The organism is Gammaproteobacteria bacterium, from assembly GCA_029881255.1.
Taxonomy (GTDB): domain Bacteria; phylum Pseudomonadota; class Gammaproteobacteria; order S012-40; family S012-40; genus JAOUMY01.
The window spans coordinates 250,238-270,635 of the sequence record JAOUMY010000003.1 but is presented as its reverse complement, the minus strand read 5'-3'; the positions used below and the strand labels follow the sequence as shown (position 1 = coordinate 270,635).

Here is a 20,398-nt window from a genome sequence, read left to right as displayed (position 1 = left end):
ACCTACAGTACCGCTGATGCGTAATCTGCGAGGCGCGAGCGTTCGCCGCGTTGCAGGGTAATGTGCGCACTGTGCTCCCAGTTCTTGAAGCGATCGACCACATAGGTTAAGCCTGACGTGGTTTCGGTAAGATATGGCGTATCGATCTGCGCAACATTGCCGAGACAAACGATTTTGGTGCCGGGACCGGCGCGAGTAATCAGCGTTTTCATTTGTTTCGACGTCAGGTTTTGCGCCTCGTCGATAATCACGTAGCGGTTCAGGAACGTTCGTCCACGCATAAAGTTCAATGAACGAATCTTGATGCGTTTTTGAAGCAGATCGCTGGTGGCGGCGCGTTCCCATTCCCCGGCGTCAGGTGGCGAGGTCAAGACTTCGAGATTGTCCATGAGTGCGCCCATCCACGGCGTCATTTTTTCCTCTTCCGTACCAGGTAAAAAACCAATGTCCTCACCAACCGGGACGGTTACGCGGGTCATGATGATTTCCTGGTAACGTTTCATATCCAGGGTCTGTACCAGACCGGCTGCCAAGGTCAGCAATGTTTTACCGGTACCCGCTTGCCCAAGCAATGAAACAAAATCGATAGACGGGTCCATTAATACGTTCAGCGCAAAATTCTGTTCACGATTGCGTGCATGGATTCCCCAGACATTGTGAGTGGTGCTGGCAAAGTCGGTAAGCGTTTGAAGCTTGGCCGTGGTGTCTTGCGTTTCACGTACAATGGCTTGGAATTCTTCATCCTCAGAATAAATAAACTGGTTCGGATACCACTGCTGGATGTCTTTGCCAGAAACGCGATAAAAACTGCTGTGACTTTCCTTCCATGATTCGATATTGTCGCCGTGAGTATCCCAGAAATCTTTTTCGAGTTTGCAGGCGCCACTATACAGAATATTGATGTCATCAATGACCTGGTCGGTGCTGTAGTCTTCGGCTCGGACCCCTAGTGCAGCGGCCTTGATTCGAAGATTGATATCCTTGGTGACCAGTATGATGTGTTTTTCACTGTGCTGGTCCTGCAGCGCGATCGATATCCCCAATATGTTGTTGTCCGGGACATTGCCAGGGATACCTTGAGGGAGCTCATAGGTTAATTCGCGAGTCTGCAGAAACAGTCGACCGCTTTTGTAATCTGTGTTCTTGGGTTCGGGTAGTTTGAGGCCATTTTCGATCTCTTCGCGGGAAGAAAAGCCAATGACCTCTTCGAGAAATCGGCTGGCCTGGCGTGCATTGCGCGCGACCTCCGAATGCCCACGCTTATTTTTGTCCAGCTCTTCGAGGACAACCATGGGAAGAAAGATATCGTGTTCCTGGAAACGAAACAGACAGCTGGGATCATGCATCAATACGTTGGTGTCGAGTACGAATAACTTGTTTTCTTCATTCATTCTGGTGACTCCTATAAAGACTTAACTGCAGCCAATACCTCATCAACGTGACCAGGTACCTTCACCTTGCGCCATTCATGCCGTAAAACGCCTTTCTCGTCGATCAGAAAGGTGCTGCGTTCTATGCCCATCACCTTTTTGCCGTACATGTTTTTTTCCTTGATGACATCAAAAAGCCGACACAGGGTTTCTTCTTTGTCGGATAATAATTCAAACGGGAATTCCTGTTTGGATTTAAAATTTTCGTGTGACTTTATACTGTCTCGGGAAACGCCAAGTATTACTGCACCGGCACGCTTGAATTTTGAGTGGTTGTCGCGAAAGTTTTGACCTTCAGTTGTGCAACCAGGAGTGCTGTCTTTGGGGTAAAAATAGATGACAACTTTTTTACCCTTGAGCTGACTAAGTTTTATGGTTTGTTCGCCGGTGGCGGGAAGTTCGAAGTTCGGTACCTTTTTGTTGAGTTCGACTGTGCTCATCCTGACTCCTTGAACGATTGGCGACTGGTTGGGTCATATTCACAAGTTCAAGGGCATGATATCACGCCCTGCAAATTTAAGGCTTGTCCCTTGCTATTAACCCATGGGCTAAGTACCATTCGCATTTCATTTTTACGTGGAGATCGGCATGTTTCGAGGCAGTATCGTCGCTCTGGTTACTCCAATGGCGGAAAACGGGGAGTTGGATTTTGCCGCTCTGGACGCGTTGGTGGACTGGCATGTCGAGTCGGGCACTGATGCTATTGTCGCTGTTGGCACTACTGGTGAATCAGCGACCCTGGACGAAGAAGAACACTGCGAGGTTATCCGTCGTGTTGTACAACGCGCTGCCGGGAAAATTCCAGTCATCGCTGGTACGGGCGCAAATTCCACAACAGAAGCTATTGATCTGACCCGTTGCGCCAAGGAAGCTGGCGCCGACGCCTGTCTGCTTGTTACTCCATACTACAATAAGCCAACCCAGCAAGGGCTCTATGAACACTATAAGGCGATTGCCGAAGCTGTTGATATTCCACAGATTCTTTACAATGTTCCTGGGCGTACTGCCGTCGATATGAAGCCCGAGACGGTAGCCCGTCTGGCTAAAATTACCAATATTATCGGTATTAAAGAAGCCTCTGGCAGTCTTGAGCGTGTTGAAGCTTTGATCAGTGCTTGTGGACCGTCATTTCTCGTACTCAGTGGAGACGACGATTTGTCCCTAGATGTCATGGCCGCTGGCGGTCATGGCGTGATCTCCGTTACGGCGAATGTCGCGCCGGCGCGCATGCATCAAATGTGTGAGGCAGTCTTGTCTGGCGATATCACGTCTGCCAGGGAAATCAATCAGGGGTTGATGGGACTGCACAAGAAGTTGTTTCTGGAATCCAATCCTATACCCGTAAAGTGGGCATTGTGCGAAATGGGTCGAATACCACCTGGAATTCGGCTACCAATGACAGTCTTGTCAGAGCAACACAGAGAGGCCGTGCGTGAAGCGATGCGGCAAGCAGGAGCGCTCTAGGTCGTGAGCAATCATCTGATGACGAAATTGGCTTTGTTCGCGCTTGCGACCATTCTTACGGCATGCGCGACGCAGGATACGGGATTTTATAAACGTAGTCCCAGCATACCCATACTTGAAATTCCACCTGATTTAACTCAGCCTGGTTATGAAGAAGGATTCAAGATTCCGCAAATTGGTAAGTTGCTGGAGGAAAAACTGACCTTGTCGCATGGCGGTAAGGTTGAATTGCATCGTGACGGCCGGCTTCGCTGGATCGAAATAGGCAGCAAAAGCGATATTGTGTGGGAACATGTGCGCGATTTCTTTATACACAACGGTATCCCCCTGGACTGGCAGAATACCCGTTTGGGTATCATGGAAACCGACTGGATAAAATTACCTGGCAGTGATTTTTTCAGAGACAGGTATCGTGTAAGGATCGAACCAGATGGTCCAGAAAAAACGCTGATTTTTGTCGCGCATAGGGGTAGTCAACTGAATTTTGCTGCGGGCTCGATGCATCAGGTGTGGGGCACGCGGTTTTCTGACGAAGAGCTCGAAATTGAGGTTATGGGTTTGATGCTGGATTATTTCAGCGTTGAGCCGCGCCTCAAGCAACAGATGATCAATCAGGCCAAGCGTGAGAGCCCGGATTCTGTGCTCAAACTGGACAACCAGCCACCTGCGCTGGAGATTCATACCGGTTTTGGTCGCGCCTGGCAGTTAGTCGCGTCAGCAGTAGATCGCATGGGGCATTTGCAGGCAGATCGTAACAAGGACGCAGGCAAGTTGGTGGTGCGCTTGAGTGAAGAAGCCGATATCTCTATCGCCGGGGCGTTATTTAACAAACGGGAAAATGTCACTGTGCGTTTCAAAGAGCTGAGTGAGCAAAAGACGCTGGTCTGGTTAGAAGATGGTGAAGGCCGTCCTGATCTGACCGAGGAAGCCAAGAATATGTTGATACGCCTGAAAGACAATCTGAGATAAATCCTATGAAAGTCACTAAAGGTAAAGAGCTGTATAAAGGTAAAGCGAAATCCGTCTACGAAAGTGATGACCCCGATGCGCTAATACTCGAATACCGCAATGATACTTCCGCATTTGATGGTGAAAAAATCGCGCAGCTCGATCGTAAAGGAATGGTCAACAACCACTTCAATGCGTTCATCATGGATAAGCTTGCCAAGGCCGGTATCCCAACACACCAGATTCAATTGCTATCAGACCAGGAGTCGCTGGTAAAACGTTTGGAAATGATTCCAGTCGAGTGCGTGGTACGCAATACTGCTGCTGGAAGTCTGGTTCGTCGACTGGGTGTGAAAGAGGGTATAGATCTTGATCCACCGGTTTTTGAGTTTTTCCTCAAGAATGATGCACTCCATGACCCAATGATTAACGACTATCACATCTTTGCATTTGGTTGGGCCACTGAGGCCGAAGTAGCAGAGATGAAACGCCTGACTTTTGAAGTGAATACCGTGCTGAAAAAACTGTTCGCGGATGCTGGACTGATGCTGGTGGATTACAAGCTGGAATTCGGTCGATTCAAAGGCAAGTTGATGCTAGGTGACGAATTTTCTCCAGATGGGTGTCGGCTATGGGATGCCAATACACGGGAGAAAATGGACAAGGATCGTTTTCGTCAGGGACTCGGCGGCGTGGTAGAGGCCTATGAGGCTGTCGCCCAGCGACTTGGGGTTGTACTCCCAAGCTAACTTTACCAGCCTCGGCGGGCAGAAAACTCCCTACTGGTTCTTTTTGTATTCTATTTCAGACACTTTATCTGATCTCCTCAATGTGTGACGAACCCGTCAAATTCCAATATTGACGCCTGTAAGGGTGTGAAATCTTTCACAAAACCACTGTAAAGAGGGTAATTGTAATATTCTGTTATCCGATGAAGAGTTCAGTGTCGACAACAATTCGATCTGAAAGGGTGTAAGGTGAAACTAAAAATGGGTAATAAGTGGAATGTCCAGAAACAAGGTGGTTTTACGTTAGTAAATCTGGCTGGCCTGGTGGTGAGTTCTGGCATTGCGTTTGGCGTGGCTGTGCAAGGCGTAGACTACGTTGGGAACCTGGAGAAAGAAAATTTTTATAAGGATTTAACCCAACTGGAAAGCCATCTCTGGGCGCACAGGGAAATCCGTCATGTATGGCCCGGTGACTGCGATGGTAACGGTGTTATCAGTTATCATCCGGATCGTGTCAGCAACCCTGAAAGTGTACGCATTATTGCCAATAGCCAATTGCCTGCGAGTTGTCGAAACAGCGCCGAAGAATCTATAACTGCGACGTTCGATGCCTTGCGCCAGATGGGTATTGTGGATGCGGAAACAACAAATTTTAAATTGAGCCAGCATCGTCAAAATGGGCATTTCCAGGTGGGACATGGCGTGCCAAATGGAAAGCCAGCGAATGTTGTCGTGGCATACAATGTATCAGTAGACGTCGCTCGCTGGGTGGATGAAACTGTTGATGGTCAGGTTGATGGTGGCCAAGGCCGTGTACGTCGTTGGGACGAAAAAGATGCCGGTTCCGATTGGGACCAGACCTATGATGGATTGGTTACCTTAGCCTATTACTTCGAACGCAAAATCAAATAAGTTGAACAATGTACGCGCGAAGGCAGATTTTCCGCTGCCTTCGCGCCTAAGCTCACACCTTATAGAATTCTCTATACCATTTTACAAAGCGTGAAATTCCTTCCTCGATAGACATGTCAGGTTTAAACCCTACATCTTTGGTGAGTGCTTCCACATTGGCATAGGTTGCGGGAACATCACCTGCCTGCAGTGGCAGGAAATTTTTCTTGGCTTCTTTTCCTAAACATTTCTCAAGGGTTTCGATGAAGTACATCAATTCCACCGGCTGATTATTGCCAATATTGTAGACGCGGTAGGGCGCATTACTGGTTGCCGTGTCGGGATTGTCACTATTCCAGTCCGGATTGGGAGTGGCGATCTTGTCCAGTGTGCGAATAACGCCTTCGACGATGTCATCAATATAGGTAAAGTCGCGGCGGTGTTTACCGTGATTGAAAACATCTATGGGGCGTCCTTCGAGTATGGCCTTGGTAAACAGGAATAGCGACATGTCTGGACGACCCCAGGGGCCATATACCGTGAAAAAGCGTAGGCCGGTTGTTGGCAATCGATACAGATGACTGTAAGTATGGGCCATGAGTTCGTTGCTTTTTTTGCTCGCGGCGTAAAGACTGACGGGGTGATCAACATTGTCGTGTACAGAGAAAGGCATATTGGTGTTTGAGCCATATACCGAACTACTGGATGCGTACACCAGGTGCTCGACGTCGTTGTGTCGACAGCCTTCGAGTAAATTGACGAATCCAACGATATTGGAGTCGACGTAGGCGTGAGGATTCTCCAGGGAATAACGTACTCCAGCTTGCGCTGCAAGGTTTACTACCCGATTGGGTTTGTGTTTTTTAAACACTTCCTCGATAGCGGCGCGATCTTCGATACTGACGCGGCAATCGGTAAAACCAGGGTGATCAGCAATGCGTGCCAGGCGCGCCTTTTTGAGATTGACGTCGTAGTAATCGTTGAGATTATCCACTCCAATCACTTCGTCACCACGATCGAGTAATCTGCGCGCGAGCTCGTTGCCGATGAATCCAGCGGTACCAGTAATTAAAACTTTCATTATTTAGCCTTATAAACGTGCGTCTACCTTGTCTTTCGGTAGTATGGATTTAACATCAAACAGTATCGCATTGTTCTTACCGAGTGCGCGGATGGCTTCCGCACCCATCGCAAGAAACTGTTGATGAGCGACTGCAAGTACAACAGCGTCGTACGCACCGGTTTCGAGTTTCTGTATCGGCGTGATGTTGTATTCGTGCTGTGCTTCTTCAGCACTGACCCAGGGATCATAGACGTCGACTTGCGCATGGTATTCCCCAAACGCCTTGATAATGTCAACGACACGGGTATTACGCAGATCAGGGCAGTTTTCTTTAAAGGTCAGACCCATAATCAGTATTTTGCTGCCAGCCACAGGCAATTGCTTGCGGATCATCATCTTTACGACGGTATCGGTAATATATTGCCCCATGCCATCGTTGATGCGACGACCGGACAATATGACCTCAGGGTGATAGCCGATAGCCGTTGCCTTGTGTGTCAGATAATAAGGGTCGACGCCGATGCAGTGTCCGCCGACCAGGCCTGGACGGAATGGCAGGAAGTTCCACTTGGTGCCGGCGGCTTCCAGCACTTCCAGGGTATCGATACCCATTTTGTTAAATATGAGCGCCAGCTCATTAATGAGTGCGATATTGACATCACGCTGAGTGTTTTCGATGACTTTTGCAGCTTCCGCAACGCGGATACTGCTGGCCTTGTGAGTGCCAGCAGTAATGATGCTGCGATACAGTTTGTCGACATAGTCGGCAATTTCCGGTGTAGAGCCGGATGTCACTTTTAGAATATTGGTAACGCGGTGCTCTTTGTCACCGGGATTGATGCGTTCCGGGCTATAGCCTGCGTAAAAGTCGGTATTGTATTTCAGGCCTGACTGGGCTTCGATGATAGGGATGCACACTTCTTCGGTTGCGCCTGGGTATACCGTCGATTCATAAATAACGATATCGCCTTTTTTGATGATTTTTCCCAGCATCTCAGACGCCTTTTCCAGCGGCGTTAAGTCGGGACTTTTAAATTCATCAATTGGTGTTGGTACCGTGACAACGAAGACATTGCAGTTGGCAATGTCGCTGACCTGGTCTGTATACTGAAGCTTGGTGGCCTGTTTGAGTAATTCAGGTTCTACTTCAAGTGTGTTGTCACGGCCATTTTTTAGTTCGGCAACTCGGGCCTTGTTGATATCGAAGCCCACGGTTTGCATTTTCTTGCCGAACTCAACCGCTAGCGGCAAGCCGACGTAGCCGAGTCCGACGATGGCCAGTTTGGTGCTGTCTAATGTCATCATATTTCGTCCTTTGTCTGTGTTCTATTCTGCTTTTATTTATTTTTAATACTTGCGCCACGTCCTATGCCGTAATAGGTTATATCTATGTTTTCGAGCTGTTTAGGATCGTAGATGTTACGGCCATCGAAAATCACCGGGTTCTTAAGCGCTTTTCTGATACGCTGAAAATCCGGGCTTCTGAAAGGTTTCCACTCTGTGATTACCACGAGCGCGTCGGCACCCTCTAATGATTCATACATGGTATCGCAAAGTTTCAGCTCTACTCTATCACCATATATGCGTTGTGTTTCTTCCATTGCCTCGGGGTCATGGGCTTGCACTCGAGCACCTGCCTTCCACAATGCTTCCATCAGGGACCGGCTTGGTGCTTCGCGCATATCGTCAGTGTTCGGTTTGAAAGAAAGTCCCCAAAGTGCGATAGTCTTTCCTTCCAGTTCACCCTTGAAGTGTTTGCTAATCATGGTGAACAATTTATCTTTCTGACGCTTGTTCACAGACTCTACGGAAACCAGTAGTTCCGCATTATAGCCTACGCCCGCAGCGGTTCTTTCCAGCGCCTGAACATCTTTGGGGAAACATGATCCGCCATAGCCGGCGCCTGGATAGATAAAATGGTAGCCGATACGTGGATCAGATCCGATGCCAAGTCGTACGTGTTCTATATCGGCACCGAGCAACTCGGCCAGGTTGGACAATTCGTTCATGAAGCTGATCTTGGTCGCCAACATGGCATTGGCTGCATATTTGGTCAGTTCCGCAGAACGGATATCCATCAGGATGACGCGTTCGTGATTGCGATTGAAAGGTGCGTACAGCGCGCGCAACAGTTCACCGGTACGGGGATTATCCGTACCCACTACGATTCGGTCGGGTTTCATGAAGTCATCAATCGCTGCGCCCTCTTTGAGGAATTCGGGATTGGATACCACATCGAATTCCAGATCTGCACCGCGTTTTTGCAAGACGGCCAACATCTCCGCTTTGACTTTGTCCGCCGTACCGACAGGGACTGTCGATTTGTCGATGACCACGCGATAGTCTTGCATGTTTTCGGCGATACTGCGTGCGACAGCGACCACATATTGTAAATCGGCAGAGCCGTCTTCATCTGGCGGAGTGCCCACTGCAATAAACTGGAATAATCCGTGGTCAACAGCCATTTTTACATCGGCGGTGAAACGTAATCTACCCGCCTCGGCATTACGTATAACCATGGTTTCGAGACCTGGCTCAAAGATAGGGATATCGCCTTTTTGCAGGCGCGCTATTTTTTCTTCGTCAACATCGATACATATCACATCATTACCAACTTCGGCGAGACAGGCCCCTGTGACAAGACCGACATATCCACTACCAAATATTGTTACGTTCATGAGAGCCTATATTCTCTTCAGTGACAGAATTTGTGCGGAATTTTAACAAACTTGGGCGGGATAAACATGCGGAAAGTCACTGAGTTGGGCTCAATTTTTTGTCGCAGCGACACGATATAGTACAAAAGCGTTACATTTTGAGGCTAATTACATGAACCTGGATGAATTGATCGCCGAAATAATATCTAACCCTGATTTTCCTGAGGGTGTAAATTGGCGTCGTGACCATGTGCCGACGGGTACGGAAATTATACGTCAGGGGACTGAGAGTCGATCGCTGTATTGGCTTGAAAAAGGCGCAGTGAGAGTTGTGGGACGGGTGGAGTTAGAAGGACAGCGACAGCTCAATCCGGGTGTATGCGACCTGAATGCGGGTGAAATTTTCGGCGAGTTGGTGCTATTTGATGACGAGCCTCGGTCAACCTCTGTCATGGCGATCAGCGATGCCGATCTCGTAGTGATTGATGGAGATCGCTTAATGGAATTTCTCGAGCAGTATCCGCAGCTGGGTTTTAGATTTATCAAGGCCTTGACGGCGCGCATGGTGTCGCGTCTACGCAAAACCAACGATAAGATATTCTCGCTATTCGCCTGGGGTATCAAGGCACATAATATGGATCAACACTTATAGATGACCGCAAATTCCCTTAGTTAGACTCTGTCCGGCGATATGGACAAATTGTGTAATTTTCTTCACTTCCTTTTTTTTCAAGATAAGTTGTAATTGGCCTTTACAAATAGTACGTTGAAAGCTTATTAACCCATTTGGGTTATGGAATTCTTCGGCTTGGGCTGGCAGACTCCCCGGGCCCATCCAGTAAAGGAAACGGTAGCGGCATTTCTCTCAAATGATTCGAATTTTCAAGCACTACATCCCCAAATCTCTCATCTGGCTCAGTCTATCTGAAGTCATTGGCGCTGCCTTGGCTGTTTACTTAGGCTTATTGTTTCGTTTTGGAACGATTAGCAATATCGAAGATGTCGCCGTCATTTGGCCTAGGGCGTTGGTATTTGCACTCGTCGTATTCTCATGCTTTACCGCGATGGGTTTGTACCAGCGACACATGCGCGATGGTCTGCGAGGTATGTTTTTTCGCCTGCTTGCGGCACTGGCCAGCGCCTTCGCTCTGATGGGCTTGTTATTCTATATTTTTCCTGAGTTGTTTCTCGGGCGTGGTGCGTTTGCCTGGTCGGCGGCTGTCACTGTAGTGCTGGTAGTGGTGAGCCGTTTGTTGTTCATCAAGCTGGTTCATCGCGAAAGTTGGCAAAAACGCATTTTGATTCTTGGTGCAGGCAGTAAGGCGAGCATTATAGAGAAAAGATTAAAGCGCAAAACCGATCGAAGAGGTTTTCACATTGTCGGTTATGTTTCGTTGCCGGAAGAGAGCCAGCAGATCCCTGATAGTCTGATTGTTAAGCCGGAAACGGCACTTGTCGATTATTGCAAGGAGCATGATATTGATGAGCTGGTTGTTGCAATAACAGATAGAAGAAAACATTTCCCGGTAGATGAATTGTTGGATTGCAAGTTGTCCGGTATCGAAGTAGTCGAGTTGCAAACTTTTTTTGAGCGTCAGGCTGGCAGGGTTTTGCTCGAAATTCTTAATCCGAGCTGGATGATTTTTTCTGACGGTTTTACCCATGGATTCATGCGAGACTTTGTTAAGCGCGTTTTTGACCTTGTAGCCAGCGTAGCGCTACTTATACCCGTACTTCCGATCATGCTGATAACGGCCGTCTTGGTAAAGCTGGAAGATAGGGGGCCGGTTTTTTATAAACAGGTGCGAGTGGGCAGAAATTGGCGCCTCTTTCAGGTATATAAATTTCGTTCAATGCGGGTTGACGCGGAGAAGCATGGCGCCCAGTTTGCGCAGAAAAATGACGATCGAGTGACTCGAATTGGTAGATTTATTCGTAAGACACGTATCGATGAATTGCCGCAACTATTCAATGTGTTAAGTGGTGATATGAGTTTCGTTGGACCTCGTCCGGAGCGACCGCAATTTGTTGAAGAATTTTCTCGTTCGATTCCGCATTATTCAGAAAGACATCGTGTCAAACCCGGAGTTACTGGCTGGGCGCAAATATGTTATCCCTATGGTTCGACAGAAAAAGACACCGTCGAGAAACTGCAATTTGATCTGTATTATGTAAAAAATTACAGCATTTTTCTCGATCTGACGGTGTTGTTTCAGACCGCAGAGGTAATCCTATGGGGCAAAGGTGCCCGCTAGTCAGGGGCGAACACAATGTTTAGCATAGGCGTGATCAGTTATGGTCTCGCTGGCCTGAGCTTTCTGACTATTTTTGTTCTGCTATTGACGATGTGGAGGCAGCGCACCGCCAGTATCGAACTTGCGGTGGCCATGCTGGCGGGGCTTTTATGGGCAATCGCCAGCGCGCATTCCGCATATCATTCGTTTGCATCGAATATCTGGGCGGTGAGCCTGGAGATTATCAGGAATCTTTTGTGGTCCTACCTGTTATTGAAGTTGATAAGAACCCTATCCCAGAGTCGTGGTACGTGGTACGCCGTACTTGAACGAATTTCCTATGTGATTCCGCTGTTGTTGCTGGCGCTACTGTTGTTTGTGGCGAGCGGCAATACGAATATGGGTTCTTGGCTTGGTTTCGAAGTTCGGATTATCGGTCATTTAGTTCTTGCTCTGTTAGGTCTGATCCTGGTTGAGCAGGTTTTTCGCAGTAGTCGTGAGCAACGTTGGGCATTCAAGTTTCTCTGTATCGGATTTGGCGCAGTTTACATACATGATTTTTATCTCTATAGCGAAGCCCTGTTGTTTCAACGTGTAGACATTGACAACTGGAGTTCGAGGGGGGTGGTGTCTGTATTTGCCATGGTTCTGTTGGGTTTGGGTATTCGGCGATTCCCCGATGCCACGCTAAGCATCACCGTGTCACGTCAGGTTATATTCTATTCTTCAGCGGTGTTGGCGGCGGGCGTGTATTTACTTATCGTCGCGGGTGGCGGGTATTACCTAAGAGAATATGGTGGTGACTGGGGTACGATCATCCGCAATGCCTTCGTGTTTGGCGCGTTAATGGTGCTGTTGGCTGTGGTGTCTTCCGGCGGGATGCGGGGACGACTAAGAGTTTTTATCGACAAACATTTCCTTAATTACCGATATGACTATCGTGAGGAGTGGTTGCGTCTGATCCGACAGCTCTCGTCAGAGCACAAGGTAGAGCGTCTGGAAGAAAAAGCGATTGTTGCACTGGCCGATATGGTCGACAGTCCTGGCGGCGTGTTGTGGATAAATCAGAAAAATCGGGGCTATGAAGCTGTTGCTCACATGAGTATGTCGGATCTAAACGGCATGTCGGAAGCGGCGGATGCATCTTTGCCAAGATTCCTCGAGCAATGGCAGTGGGTCATCAATCTACACGAGTATCGGGATGGCTCAGTACTATATGCTGACCTGCAATTGCCTCAATGGCTGAAGGATCAGGATAGCGCCTGGCTGGTAGTGCCACTAATGTTGCAAACCCAATTATACGGATTCATTATTCTCGCTAACCCAAGAGCACCTAGACAGTTTAACTGGGAAGATATTGATTTACTCAAAACCGCTGGTCGGCAGGTGGCGATTCATCTCGCGCAGGCGCGTTCCGCCCTGGCCCTGGCGGAATCGCGGCAGTTTGAAGCATTTAATCGTCTTTCTGCCTATGTTATGCACGATTTAAAGAATTTAATGTCGCAGTTGGGTCTGGTGGTGAAAAACGCGGAGAAGCATAAACATAATCCTGCTTTCGTTGATGACGCGATTAACACCGTTGAGAATGCCGTCGCGCGCATGAATCGCTTGTTGGCTCAACTGAAGACTGGCACCCTGTCTTCGGAAAAGGCTGAGCGAGTTCCGTTAAGCGAGATATTGTCTACCGTAGTAAAAGACAAGGCGACATCACGCCCCGTGCCCGAACTTAACGGAGGCGTTGAGGAATTATTTGTCATCGCGGATAAAGACAGGTTGGTATCGAATATTGGTCACCTCGTACAGAATGCCCAGGATGCAACCCCACCCAATGGAAAAATAACGGTTTCAATAGCCAGAGAAAGTGGAAATGCAGTGATTTGTGTAACAGACACTGGAAGCGGAATGGATGAAAATTTTATTCGTAACCGGCTATTCAAACCGTTTGACAGCACGAAAGGGCTGACGGGGATGGGGATAGGCGCCCATGAAGTTCGTCAATTTATTGAGGATATGGGGGGGAGCGTAAGCGTTCGCAGTACCCTGGGTGAGGGTACAACCTTTAGGTTAGAGCTTCCATTGGCATAAGACGGTAAAATTACTGGCAAAAACATGTTATTGTGTTTGGTCCACGAGTGGCATTAAGTCGTGATGCCTTCCCAGATAGAATAGTTCATGTCAGACGTAGAATTTATGCAAGGAGTCCAGATTTGAGCAAACGCGGTACGCTGCTCATCGTAGAAGACGACCCGGGGATTCAGAGCCAGCTCCGGTGGTGTTTTGACGACTATGACACCGTAATTGCCGGTGATCGTGAGGAGGCAATTAGCGCTTTGCGACGCCATATGCCCCAGGTAGTCACTCTGGATATGGGGCTCCCGCCTGATCCGGGCGGGACGAGTGAAGGACTTGCTACTCTCGAACAAATTCTTTCCTTATTGCCAGATACCAAGGTCATAGTCGTAACCGGAAACGATGACCGCGATAGCGCCGTGCGTGCTATTGGAATAGGTGCCTATGATTTCTATTTGAAACCCATCGAAGCAGAAGTTCTTGGCCTCATTGTTAATCGCGCTTTTCGCGTGCGTGAATTGGAGCTGGAAAATAAGCGACTTATAGAGTCAGGCCATTCTCCACTGGATGGTTTGATTGCCAATAGCCCGCAAATGTTGAAGATTGTACGCACAATTGAGCGAGTGTCGCCTACTGATGTAACAACCTTATTGCTCGGCGAGAGCGGGACAGGGAAAGAAGTGCTCGCCCGAGCCGTGCATGACTTGAGTCCCCGTAGATCGCAACGCTTCGTCGCCATTAATTGCGCAGCTATCCCGGAAAATTTACTCGAAAGTGAATTGTTCGGGTATGAAAAAGGGGCTTTTACCGGCGCGGCCAAACAAACGCCCGGAAAAATCGAATACGCCCATGAGGGCACCTTGTTTCTTGATGAGATAGGTGACTTGCCCATGCCGTTACAGGCGAAATTACTGCGCTTTTTGCAGGAACGGGTGATCGAGCGTGTCGGTGGGCGCCAGGAAATTCCTGTGAACGTGCGGGTGGTATGTGCAACCCATCGCAACATTGCAGACATGATTAAGTCAGGTGAGTTTAGAGAAGATCTCTATTATCGTCTGAGTGAAATAACGGTCACAATACCTCCCATGCGTGAGAGGGAGGGTGATGTAGTGTTACTGGCGCGGGCATTTCTTGATCGTTTCGCAAAAGAACACAATCGTAAAATAAAAGGGTTTGCAAAAGATGCGTTGGTGGCATTGGAAAACTATTCATGGCCAGGGAATGTGCGGGAACTGGAGAACAAACTCAAACGAGCAGTCATCATGGCTGACGGCAGCCAAATTCATGCTGAAGAATTGGAGCTTGATGAAGTTGGACAAGCGACTATGCCGTTTAATTTACGTGAAGTTCGCGAGGACGCAGAACGAAAGGCCGTTTTGCGTGCATTGAGTCACGTCAACAATAATATCGCCCAGGCGGCGGAACTGTTGGGCGTCAGTAGACCAACGCTTTATGATTTGATAAAGAAATTGGGCATCGAAGTGTAGACCGCTCGTTCGAGCGATAGCCAAGAGTGTGTAGTCAAATATGACATTATTTAGAAATATATTGCTAGTTTTTGTCTGGAGTTTTTTAGGAATTTCTTATGCGGCAACGGCGGCAACAGACGTAAGCCAATTTATCAGTGACGCAGAACAGAAATTCGAAGCGAAAGAATATCGCGCAGCGATTATCCATTTGAAAAACGCGCTACAGAAAAATCCGGATAGTCATAAAGCAAGATTGTTACTGGGTAAAGTCTATTTGGAAGTCGGCGATACGCCATCGGCAGAAAAAGAACTGCGCCGCGCTCGCAGTTTGGGTGCCGCAGACGTTGACTGGCTCGATCCCCTTGCGGAAACCTATCTGTCTCAAGGACGTGCCAATGATCTCCTGGATGAAATAAAGGACGATCAGCAATTACCCGCAGATGTGCGAGGCCGTGTTCTTTATCGTCGTGGTGATGCGCACATGGTGTTAGGTCAGTTCGATAAGGCGGAAAAACAATATAAGACGGCACTTGAAGTAGATCCGACAACCGCCGGAGCGCTTGTTGGTATGGCGCGAATCGCACTGAGCAATCGAGAAGTGGCGAGTGCGAAATCCTATATTGAAAAAGCGATTAATGCAGACAAGACGTTTGTTCCCGCTTTGTCGCTAAAGGCAGAGTTAGCGCGTCTGGATAAGGATTTGGAATCGGCAGAGAAGTCATACAAAGAAGCTTTGAAGTACAAGCCCGAAAATATGAACGTTAAGCTCGGGCTCATTTCAATATACATCGCAAAGAATAAACCAACCGAGGCAAGAGCCTTGATTGATGATGTGCTTAAGCGCATGCCCTCTCATCCAATGGCAAATTATTTTAGCGCATTTGTCTTCTTTGCGGAAAAAAAGCTTGATGAAGCGCAAGCCGCTTTGGAAAAAGTTATCGCCAATGTTCGCGATCACATGCCCAGCATATTGTTAATGGGTAATATCCAATTCCAGAAAGGTAACCTCGAGCAGGCGTCTGATTACTTATCCCGGTTCAATAAAGCGAACCCTGGTCATCTCCAGGGAGCTAGAATGTATGCCGGGGTGTTGATGAAACAGGGGCGTTTTGATGACGCAATTAAAGTTTTGTCGCGTTGGGAAAAAGATGAGTCTGCGGATGCCAATACACTGACCTTGCTCGGGTCAGCATATCTGCGCTCTGGCAACTCTATCCGTGGTACTCAATTGCTGGAAGCCGCGGTAGAACTTGATCCGGATCAGGCTGGTATTCGCACTCAGCTCGGTTTGGGTTATCTGGTCAGCGGCGATCTCGATCAAGCAGTCTCAACGTTAGAAATGGCGTCAGGTCTGGACAAAGATGTGGTGCAGGCGGACGTGATGCTAATCACTGCACACATAAAGAATAAGAAATACGACGAGGCATTAAAAGCAGCAAATGCCATGTTGAAAAAGAGGCCAAAAGATCCTGTCACATACAATTTTCGTGGCGTTGCTTCTATGGGAAAAAAGGATTTCAAGGCATCAAAAAGTGATTTTGAAAAGGCGTTGAAACTGGATAATACGTTTTCGCCAGCTCGCCTGAATTTGGCCCGAATTGCACTTACCGAAAACAAACCCACAGAAGCAAAAACTATATACGAAGAAACCATCAGGCATGACAAAACTAATGAGCAAGCCTTATTGGGGTTAGCCAGAATCGCCGCTATTGAACGGGATAGTAAAGGTGTTGAGCGATGGTTGTCGGAGGCACAAAAAGCCAACCCTGAAAGTGTTCGTGCGGTTACCACGATGGCAAGATTCTATATTACGCAGAATGAACCCCTTAATGCACTAGAGGTGCTAAGAGCGCCATTGGAAAAAATGCCGAGCAATCCAATGTTGATTGAAACCCAGGCGATGGCATATTTGGCGAACAAGGAATTTACGAGTGCAATTGATCGGTATCGTTTTCTCAAAGATAAGTTTCCGAGTTCTGCGAATGTCATTCTTGGGCTAGCGAGATCTTTGATTGCCAGTAAACAGGAAAGTGCAGCAATAAAGGCGCTGGAAGAGTCCGGGAAGTTATTTGGTGACAATTTAGCTATTAATCTTCTTCTGGGCGAATTGTATTTGAAACAAGGTGCTTTCGACAAAGCACTAGGAGTAGCCAGATCCCTTCAAAAAATGGATGAAACAAACGCCGCAGGCTGGGTGTTGTCCGGTGATATAGCAATGAAGAAAAAACAGTTTAAAAATGCAATTACTCCATATCGCGAAGCGTTAATAAAGTCAGCTCACCATGCAATTGTTCAGAAACTCTCACTAGCACATAAAGAGTCAGGCGATGCACAAACCGCTATAAAGGTGTTGCAGGATTGGCAAAAGAAAAACGAACCCAATGTGGCCGTATTGATGGCTCTAGGAACTGAATACCAATCTGCTGGGCGGGATGACGACGCTATAAAGACTTATCAGGAAGTTGTAAAAATGCAATCTGATAATGTTGCCGCGTTAAATAATCTGGCCTGGATCTATGCAGAGAAAGCGGACAAACGTGGAATCGAATTTGGTAAAAAGGCATTTGATCTGGCGCCCAAGAATCCAGCTGTAATGGATACATATGGTTGGTCTCTTATAAAAGCAGGAGACGTGAACAGTGGTGTCAATATCGTGAAGGAAGCGAGCGTTATTGCGCCTCATATTTTAGAAATCAAGTACCACCTGGCATATGGTTTGGCTAAACAGGGAAATAAAAGACAGGCGAAAGCCGAAGTCGATCGCTTGCTCGCAAACAGTGATTTTACTATGCGGGAAGAAGCGAAGGCATTGCTTAGGGAGTTGAATTAATGGTCAGTTCTTTCGGGAATATTACTAAGCTAATTGTTTTAACTTTTCTAGTGGGAACGCTTTTCAGTTGCGCTGAGAAGGTGTTGACAGAACAAGAATATATTGAAAGTGCAAAGGTCTCTACGGATAAGGGCGATTATCGTGAGGCCACTATCTTTCTCAAGAATGCATTGGCTCACTATCCGAATAGCGCCGAGGCGAGATATTTGTTAGGTGATATATATACGCGAATTGGCATGGGTGGAGGAGCAGAGAAAGAGCTACGAAGGGCCGCAGAACTAGGGGTTAGTCCTGAAGCGATTGTCTCAAGACTTGGTGACGCAATGTTGATGCAGGGGCGCGCACATGAGGCACTAGCCTATATGGAGCTTAGTGATAGGGACTCCGAGTTGTTACGAGGAGGCAAATTGGTTGCACGGGGCGACGCATATTTCCAACTAAAGGATATTAAACAGGCTGAAGCTGCGTACAAGAGCGCTGCGAATATTTCGGCCGTTAAAACGAGGGCAAATCTAGGATTAGCTAGAGTGTCGCTAATAAACAAAAGAAACGAAGAGGCGATAGAAATCGTTGAAGAATCGATCCGAGAGAATGCCAACGATGTTTTAGCCTGGCTTACTAGGGCGGATGTCTATCGAAGCGTAAAAGATTCTGCTCAAGTAATAGCTTCATACGAGAAAGCGGCTTCTTTATCGACTAGCCTACAGGACTATTACTACTTTGTTGCGGTAAAGGGGCAGATTGAACAATACCTTGAAGAAAACAGTACTGAAAAGAGTGAAAATCTATTAAATAGTTTAAGAGATACATTCCACAAACGTAGCTTTCCGGATCGGTCTGATTTAAATCAAATTCGCAGCGTGTTAGCGTTTCAGAAAAAGGAGTATTCCAAGTCAAAAGATTTGGCGGAAAAAGTTGTAAAAGCAGACTCCGGCCATCAAGGCGCTATTTTGATTCTGGGGGCTATCAATACAATAGAAGGGAATTTTGAGCAAGCAGAAGACCACTTGCAACGGTTTTTGTCTTTGGTACCTGGTAATCAGATTGCGAGAGAGATGCTTGCATTTACTCAATTATCCAGAAACGAGGCTAATGCTGCTGTGGAGACGTTGAAGCCACTGGAAAAAAGAAAAGAGCTTACACCCAAAACATTGGCGCTTATCGCTTCTGCCTCTTTAAGTGCGGGAGACGCTGAACGTGGAGTTGCCTACTTTAGAAAGGCACTTCAACAGGTTCCCGAAGATAAAAAGATACGCGGTGGTCTCGCCCAAAGTTTAGTGGGAATGGGCGAGTATGATCAAGCGATTGCGGAATTTACCAGAATGAGTGACGGAGCGGATGATATTTCTGCAAATCTCGCAATAGTACAAACCCATATTAAAGCAAAAAACTATGTGAATGCGATCAACGAATTAAAGCGCCTTGAAGCGCTGGATAAAAATAGTCCACTTTTGGTTAGCATGCAGGGTACGGTGCATTTATTGTCGGGTAATGAGGGTGCTGCTCGAGATGCTTTCTTGCGTGCCTTTGAATTAACGCCTGGTTATCCGCCAGCAGGGCGGAATCTAGCTGCGCTCGAGGTAAAAAAGGGCGATTTTGGGCAAGCCGAAGTGTATTTTGAAGCAGTTTTGAAAGAGAATCCGGATCATGTAACAACACTGTATGATTTTGCGCAGTTTCAAATGAGACAGCGAAAATTTGATGGTGCAGCCGAAATGATCAAAAAGGCTCAAAAGAAAGACAGTGATGAAATTAGCGGAGCGGTACTGCTCGCCAGGATTTATCTACAACAGCAAAAGGCTTCTCAGGCTCTGGCCGAGCTTAGAAATATAAAGCGACAGGTGGGTAAAAACTCAGCTGTTTTGGCCGAAATGGGTAACGCTCAGATGATGCTTGGAGAGTACACGAACGCCTTGGAGTCTTATAGAAGTCTTGCTCGTTTAGAAGAAGAGTCCGCACTAGCGCATTATTTGGTGTATACAGCATATTTTGCACTAAATAATAAGGCTGAGGCAGTAAAGGCTCTGGATCGTTCTTTAGATAGAGGCCCGAACTTTGTTCCTGCTGTGATTGCAAAAGTCAATATCTATTTTGCTGAAAAAAATTACCGGATGGCATCTCAGTGGATTGATAAACTGCAGAAAGCTGGAACCACCAATCATGTCGCTGAAAGATTATTGCGAGCCCAATTGGCGATGTTTGAAAATAAGCCAAAGATAGCGGTTGAGATCTATGAAGAGCTTGCAAAGCAAAATATTGATGCTGATGTTGTGCAGAAGCTGGCACAAGCATATTGGTCTATGGGTAAAAAGACAGAAGCAATGAATGTCCTTGACGACGCAAAGCGTAAGAATCCGGAAGATGCTCAGTTGCAATATGTACTTGCGACGGCTTATGACGCGATGGGGGAAAAAAATAGAGCTATAGGCGCTTATAAGAAGGCCGTTGAATTAAATGGAGAGCATGTTCTTGCGCTAAATAATTTGGCGTGGCTGCTTAAAGATACAGATAGCAAACTAGCTCTGTCCTATGCTGAAAAAGCAACTGAGCTCGCACCCAATAACAAGGCCATATTGGATACACTTGAAACGATTAAGGCCAAGTAACCTGGTAA

15 protein-coding genes are annotated in these 20,398 nt (G+C 47.4%); 10 read left to right on the top strand and 5 right to left on the bottom strand.

Annotated features, from left to right (window positions below):
* Positions 1-2 precede the first annotated feature (2 nt).
* A complete protein-coding gene (locus OEZ43_08570) occupies positions 3-1,391 on the bottom strand; it encodes a PhoH family protein (protein ID MDH5545632.1) in 1,389 nt (462 codons plus the stop codon).
* 11 nt (positions 1,392-1,402) lie between these two features.
* Positions 1,403-1,870 (bottom strand): peroxiredoxin, encoded by a 468-nt coding sequence (locus OEZ43_08565; protein ID MDH5545631.1) that lies wholly within the window; start codon positions 1,868-1,870, stop codon positions 1,403-1,405.
* Positions 1,871-2,018: 148 nt separating this feature from the next.
* On the opposite strand from OEZ43_08565, the gene dapA reads away from it, so the two are divergent.
* From dapA to OEZ43_08545, 4 genes are all read left to right on the top strand, one after another.
* Positions 2,019-2,894: a 4-hydroxy-tetrahydrodipicolinate synthase gene (dapA, locus tag OEZ43_08560; GenBank protein MDH5545630.1), complete on the top strand. Its 876-nt coding sequence runs from the start codon at positions 2,019-2,021 to the stop codon at positions 2,892-2,894.
* 18 nt (positions 2,895-2,912) lie between these two features.
* The gene (gene bamC, locus OEZ43_08555; GenBank protein MDH5545629.1) at positions 2,913-3,863 is read left to right on the top strand and encodes an outer membrane protein assembly factor BamC; all 951 of its coding nucleotides are present in this window, start codon (positions 2,913-2,915) and stop codon (positions 3,861-3,863) included.
* A gap of 5 nt (positions 3,864-3,868) precedes the next feature.
* Positions 3,869-4,591, top strand: a complete 723-nt coding sequence (locus OEZ43_08550) for a phosphoribosylaminoimidazolesuccinocarboxamide synthase (GenBank protein ID MDH5545628.1) — start codon at positions 3,869-3,871, stop codon at positions 4,589-4,591.
* Between the two features lie 240 nt (positions 4,592-4,831).
* Positions 4,832-5,482 (top strand): hypothetical protein, encoded by a 651-nt coding sequence (locus OEZ43_08545; GenBank protein ID MDH5545627.1) that lies wholly within the window; start codon positions 4,832-4,834, stop codon positions 5,480-5,482.
* Between the two features lie 52 nt (positions 5,483-5,534).
* Here OEZ43_08545 and OEZ43_08540 read toward each other — a convergent pair whose 3' ends face one another.
* Genes OEZ43_08540 through OEZ43_08530 form a run of 3 tightly spaced genes read right to left on the bottom strand, consistent with a single transcriptional unit; the run spans position 5,535 to position 9,202 of the window.
* Complete coding sequence (locus tag OEZ43_08540; GenBank protein MDH5545626.1) at positions 5,535-6,542, bottom strand: NAD-dependent epimerase; 1,008 nt, start codon at positions 6,540-6,542, stop codon at positions 5,535-5,537.
* Between the two features lie 9 nt (positions 6,543-6,551).
* Positions 6,552-7,829, bottom strand: a complete 1,278-nt coding sequence (gene tviB / locus OEZ43_08535) for a Vi polysaccharide biosynthesis UDP-N-acetylglucosamine C-6 dehydrogenase TviB (protein MDH5545625.1) — start codon at positions 7,827-7,829, stop codon at positions 6,552-6,554.
* A gap of 32 nt (positions 7,830-7,861) precedes the next feature.
* Complete coding sequence (locus OEZ43_08530; protein ID MDH5545624.1) at positions 7,862-9,202, bottom strand: UDP-glucose/GDP-mannose dehydrogenase family protein; 1,341 nt, start codon at positions 9,200-9,202, stop codon at positions 7,862-7,864.
* Between the two features lie 151 nt (positions 9,203-9,353).
* Here OEZ43_08530 and OEZ43_08525 point away from each other — a divergent pair, with 151 nt between their 5' ends.
* From OEZ43_08525 to prsT (OEZ43_08500), 6 genes are all read left to right on the top strand, one after another.
* Positions 9,354-9,833 carry a cyclic nucleotide-binding domain-containing protein gene (locus tag OEZ43_08525; protein ID MDH5545623.1) on the top strand — a complete coding sequence of 160 codons (480 nt, stop codon included), beginning with the start codon at positions 9,354-9,356 and terminating at the stop codon, positions 9,831-9,833.
* A gap of 217 nt (positions 9,834-10,050) precedes the next feature.
* Complete coding sequence (locus tag OEZ43_08520) at positions 10,051-11,436, top strand: TIGR03013 family PEP-CTERM/XrtA system glycosyltransferase (protein MDH5545622.1); 1,386 nt, start codon at positions 10,051-10,053, stop codon at positions 11,434-11,436.
* Positions 11,437-11,451: 15 nt separating this feature from the next.
* Positions 11,452-13,500 (top strand): PEP-CTERM system histidine kinase PrsK, encoded by a 2,049-nt coding sequence (prsK, locus tag OEZ43_08515; protein MDH5545621.1) that lies wholly within the window; start codon positions 11,452-11,454, stop codon positions 13,498-13,500.
* Between the two features lie 122 nt (positions 13,501-13,622).
* Entirely contained in the window at positions 13,623-14,972 is a 1,350-nt protein-coding gene (gene prsR, locus OEZ43_08510) for a PEP-CTERM-box response regulator transcription factor (GenBank protein ID MDH5545620.1), read from the top strand.
* Positions 14,973-15,012: 40 nt separating this feature from the next.
* On the top strand, positions 15,013-17,784 hold the full coding sequence (prsT, locus tag OEZ43_08505; GenBank protein MDH5545619.1) for a PEP-CTERM system TPR-repeat protein PrsT: 2,772 nt from the start codon (positions 15,013-15,015) through the stop codon (positions 17,782-17,784).
* Positions 17,784-20,390 (top strand): PEP-CTERM system TPR-repeat protein PrsT, encoded by a 2,607-nt coding sequence (gene prsT / locus OEZ43_08500; GenBank protein ID MDH5545618.1) that lies wholly within the window; start codon positions 17,784-17,786, stop codon positions 20,388-20,390. Before prsT (OEZ43_08505) ends, prsT (OEZ43_08500) begins: the two co-directional genes overlap by 1 nt.
* The last annotated feature ends 8 nt before the right edge of the window (positions 20,391-20,398 follow it).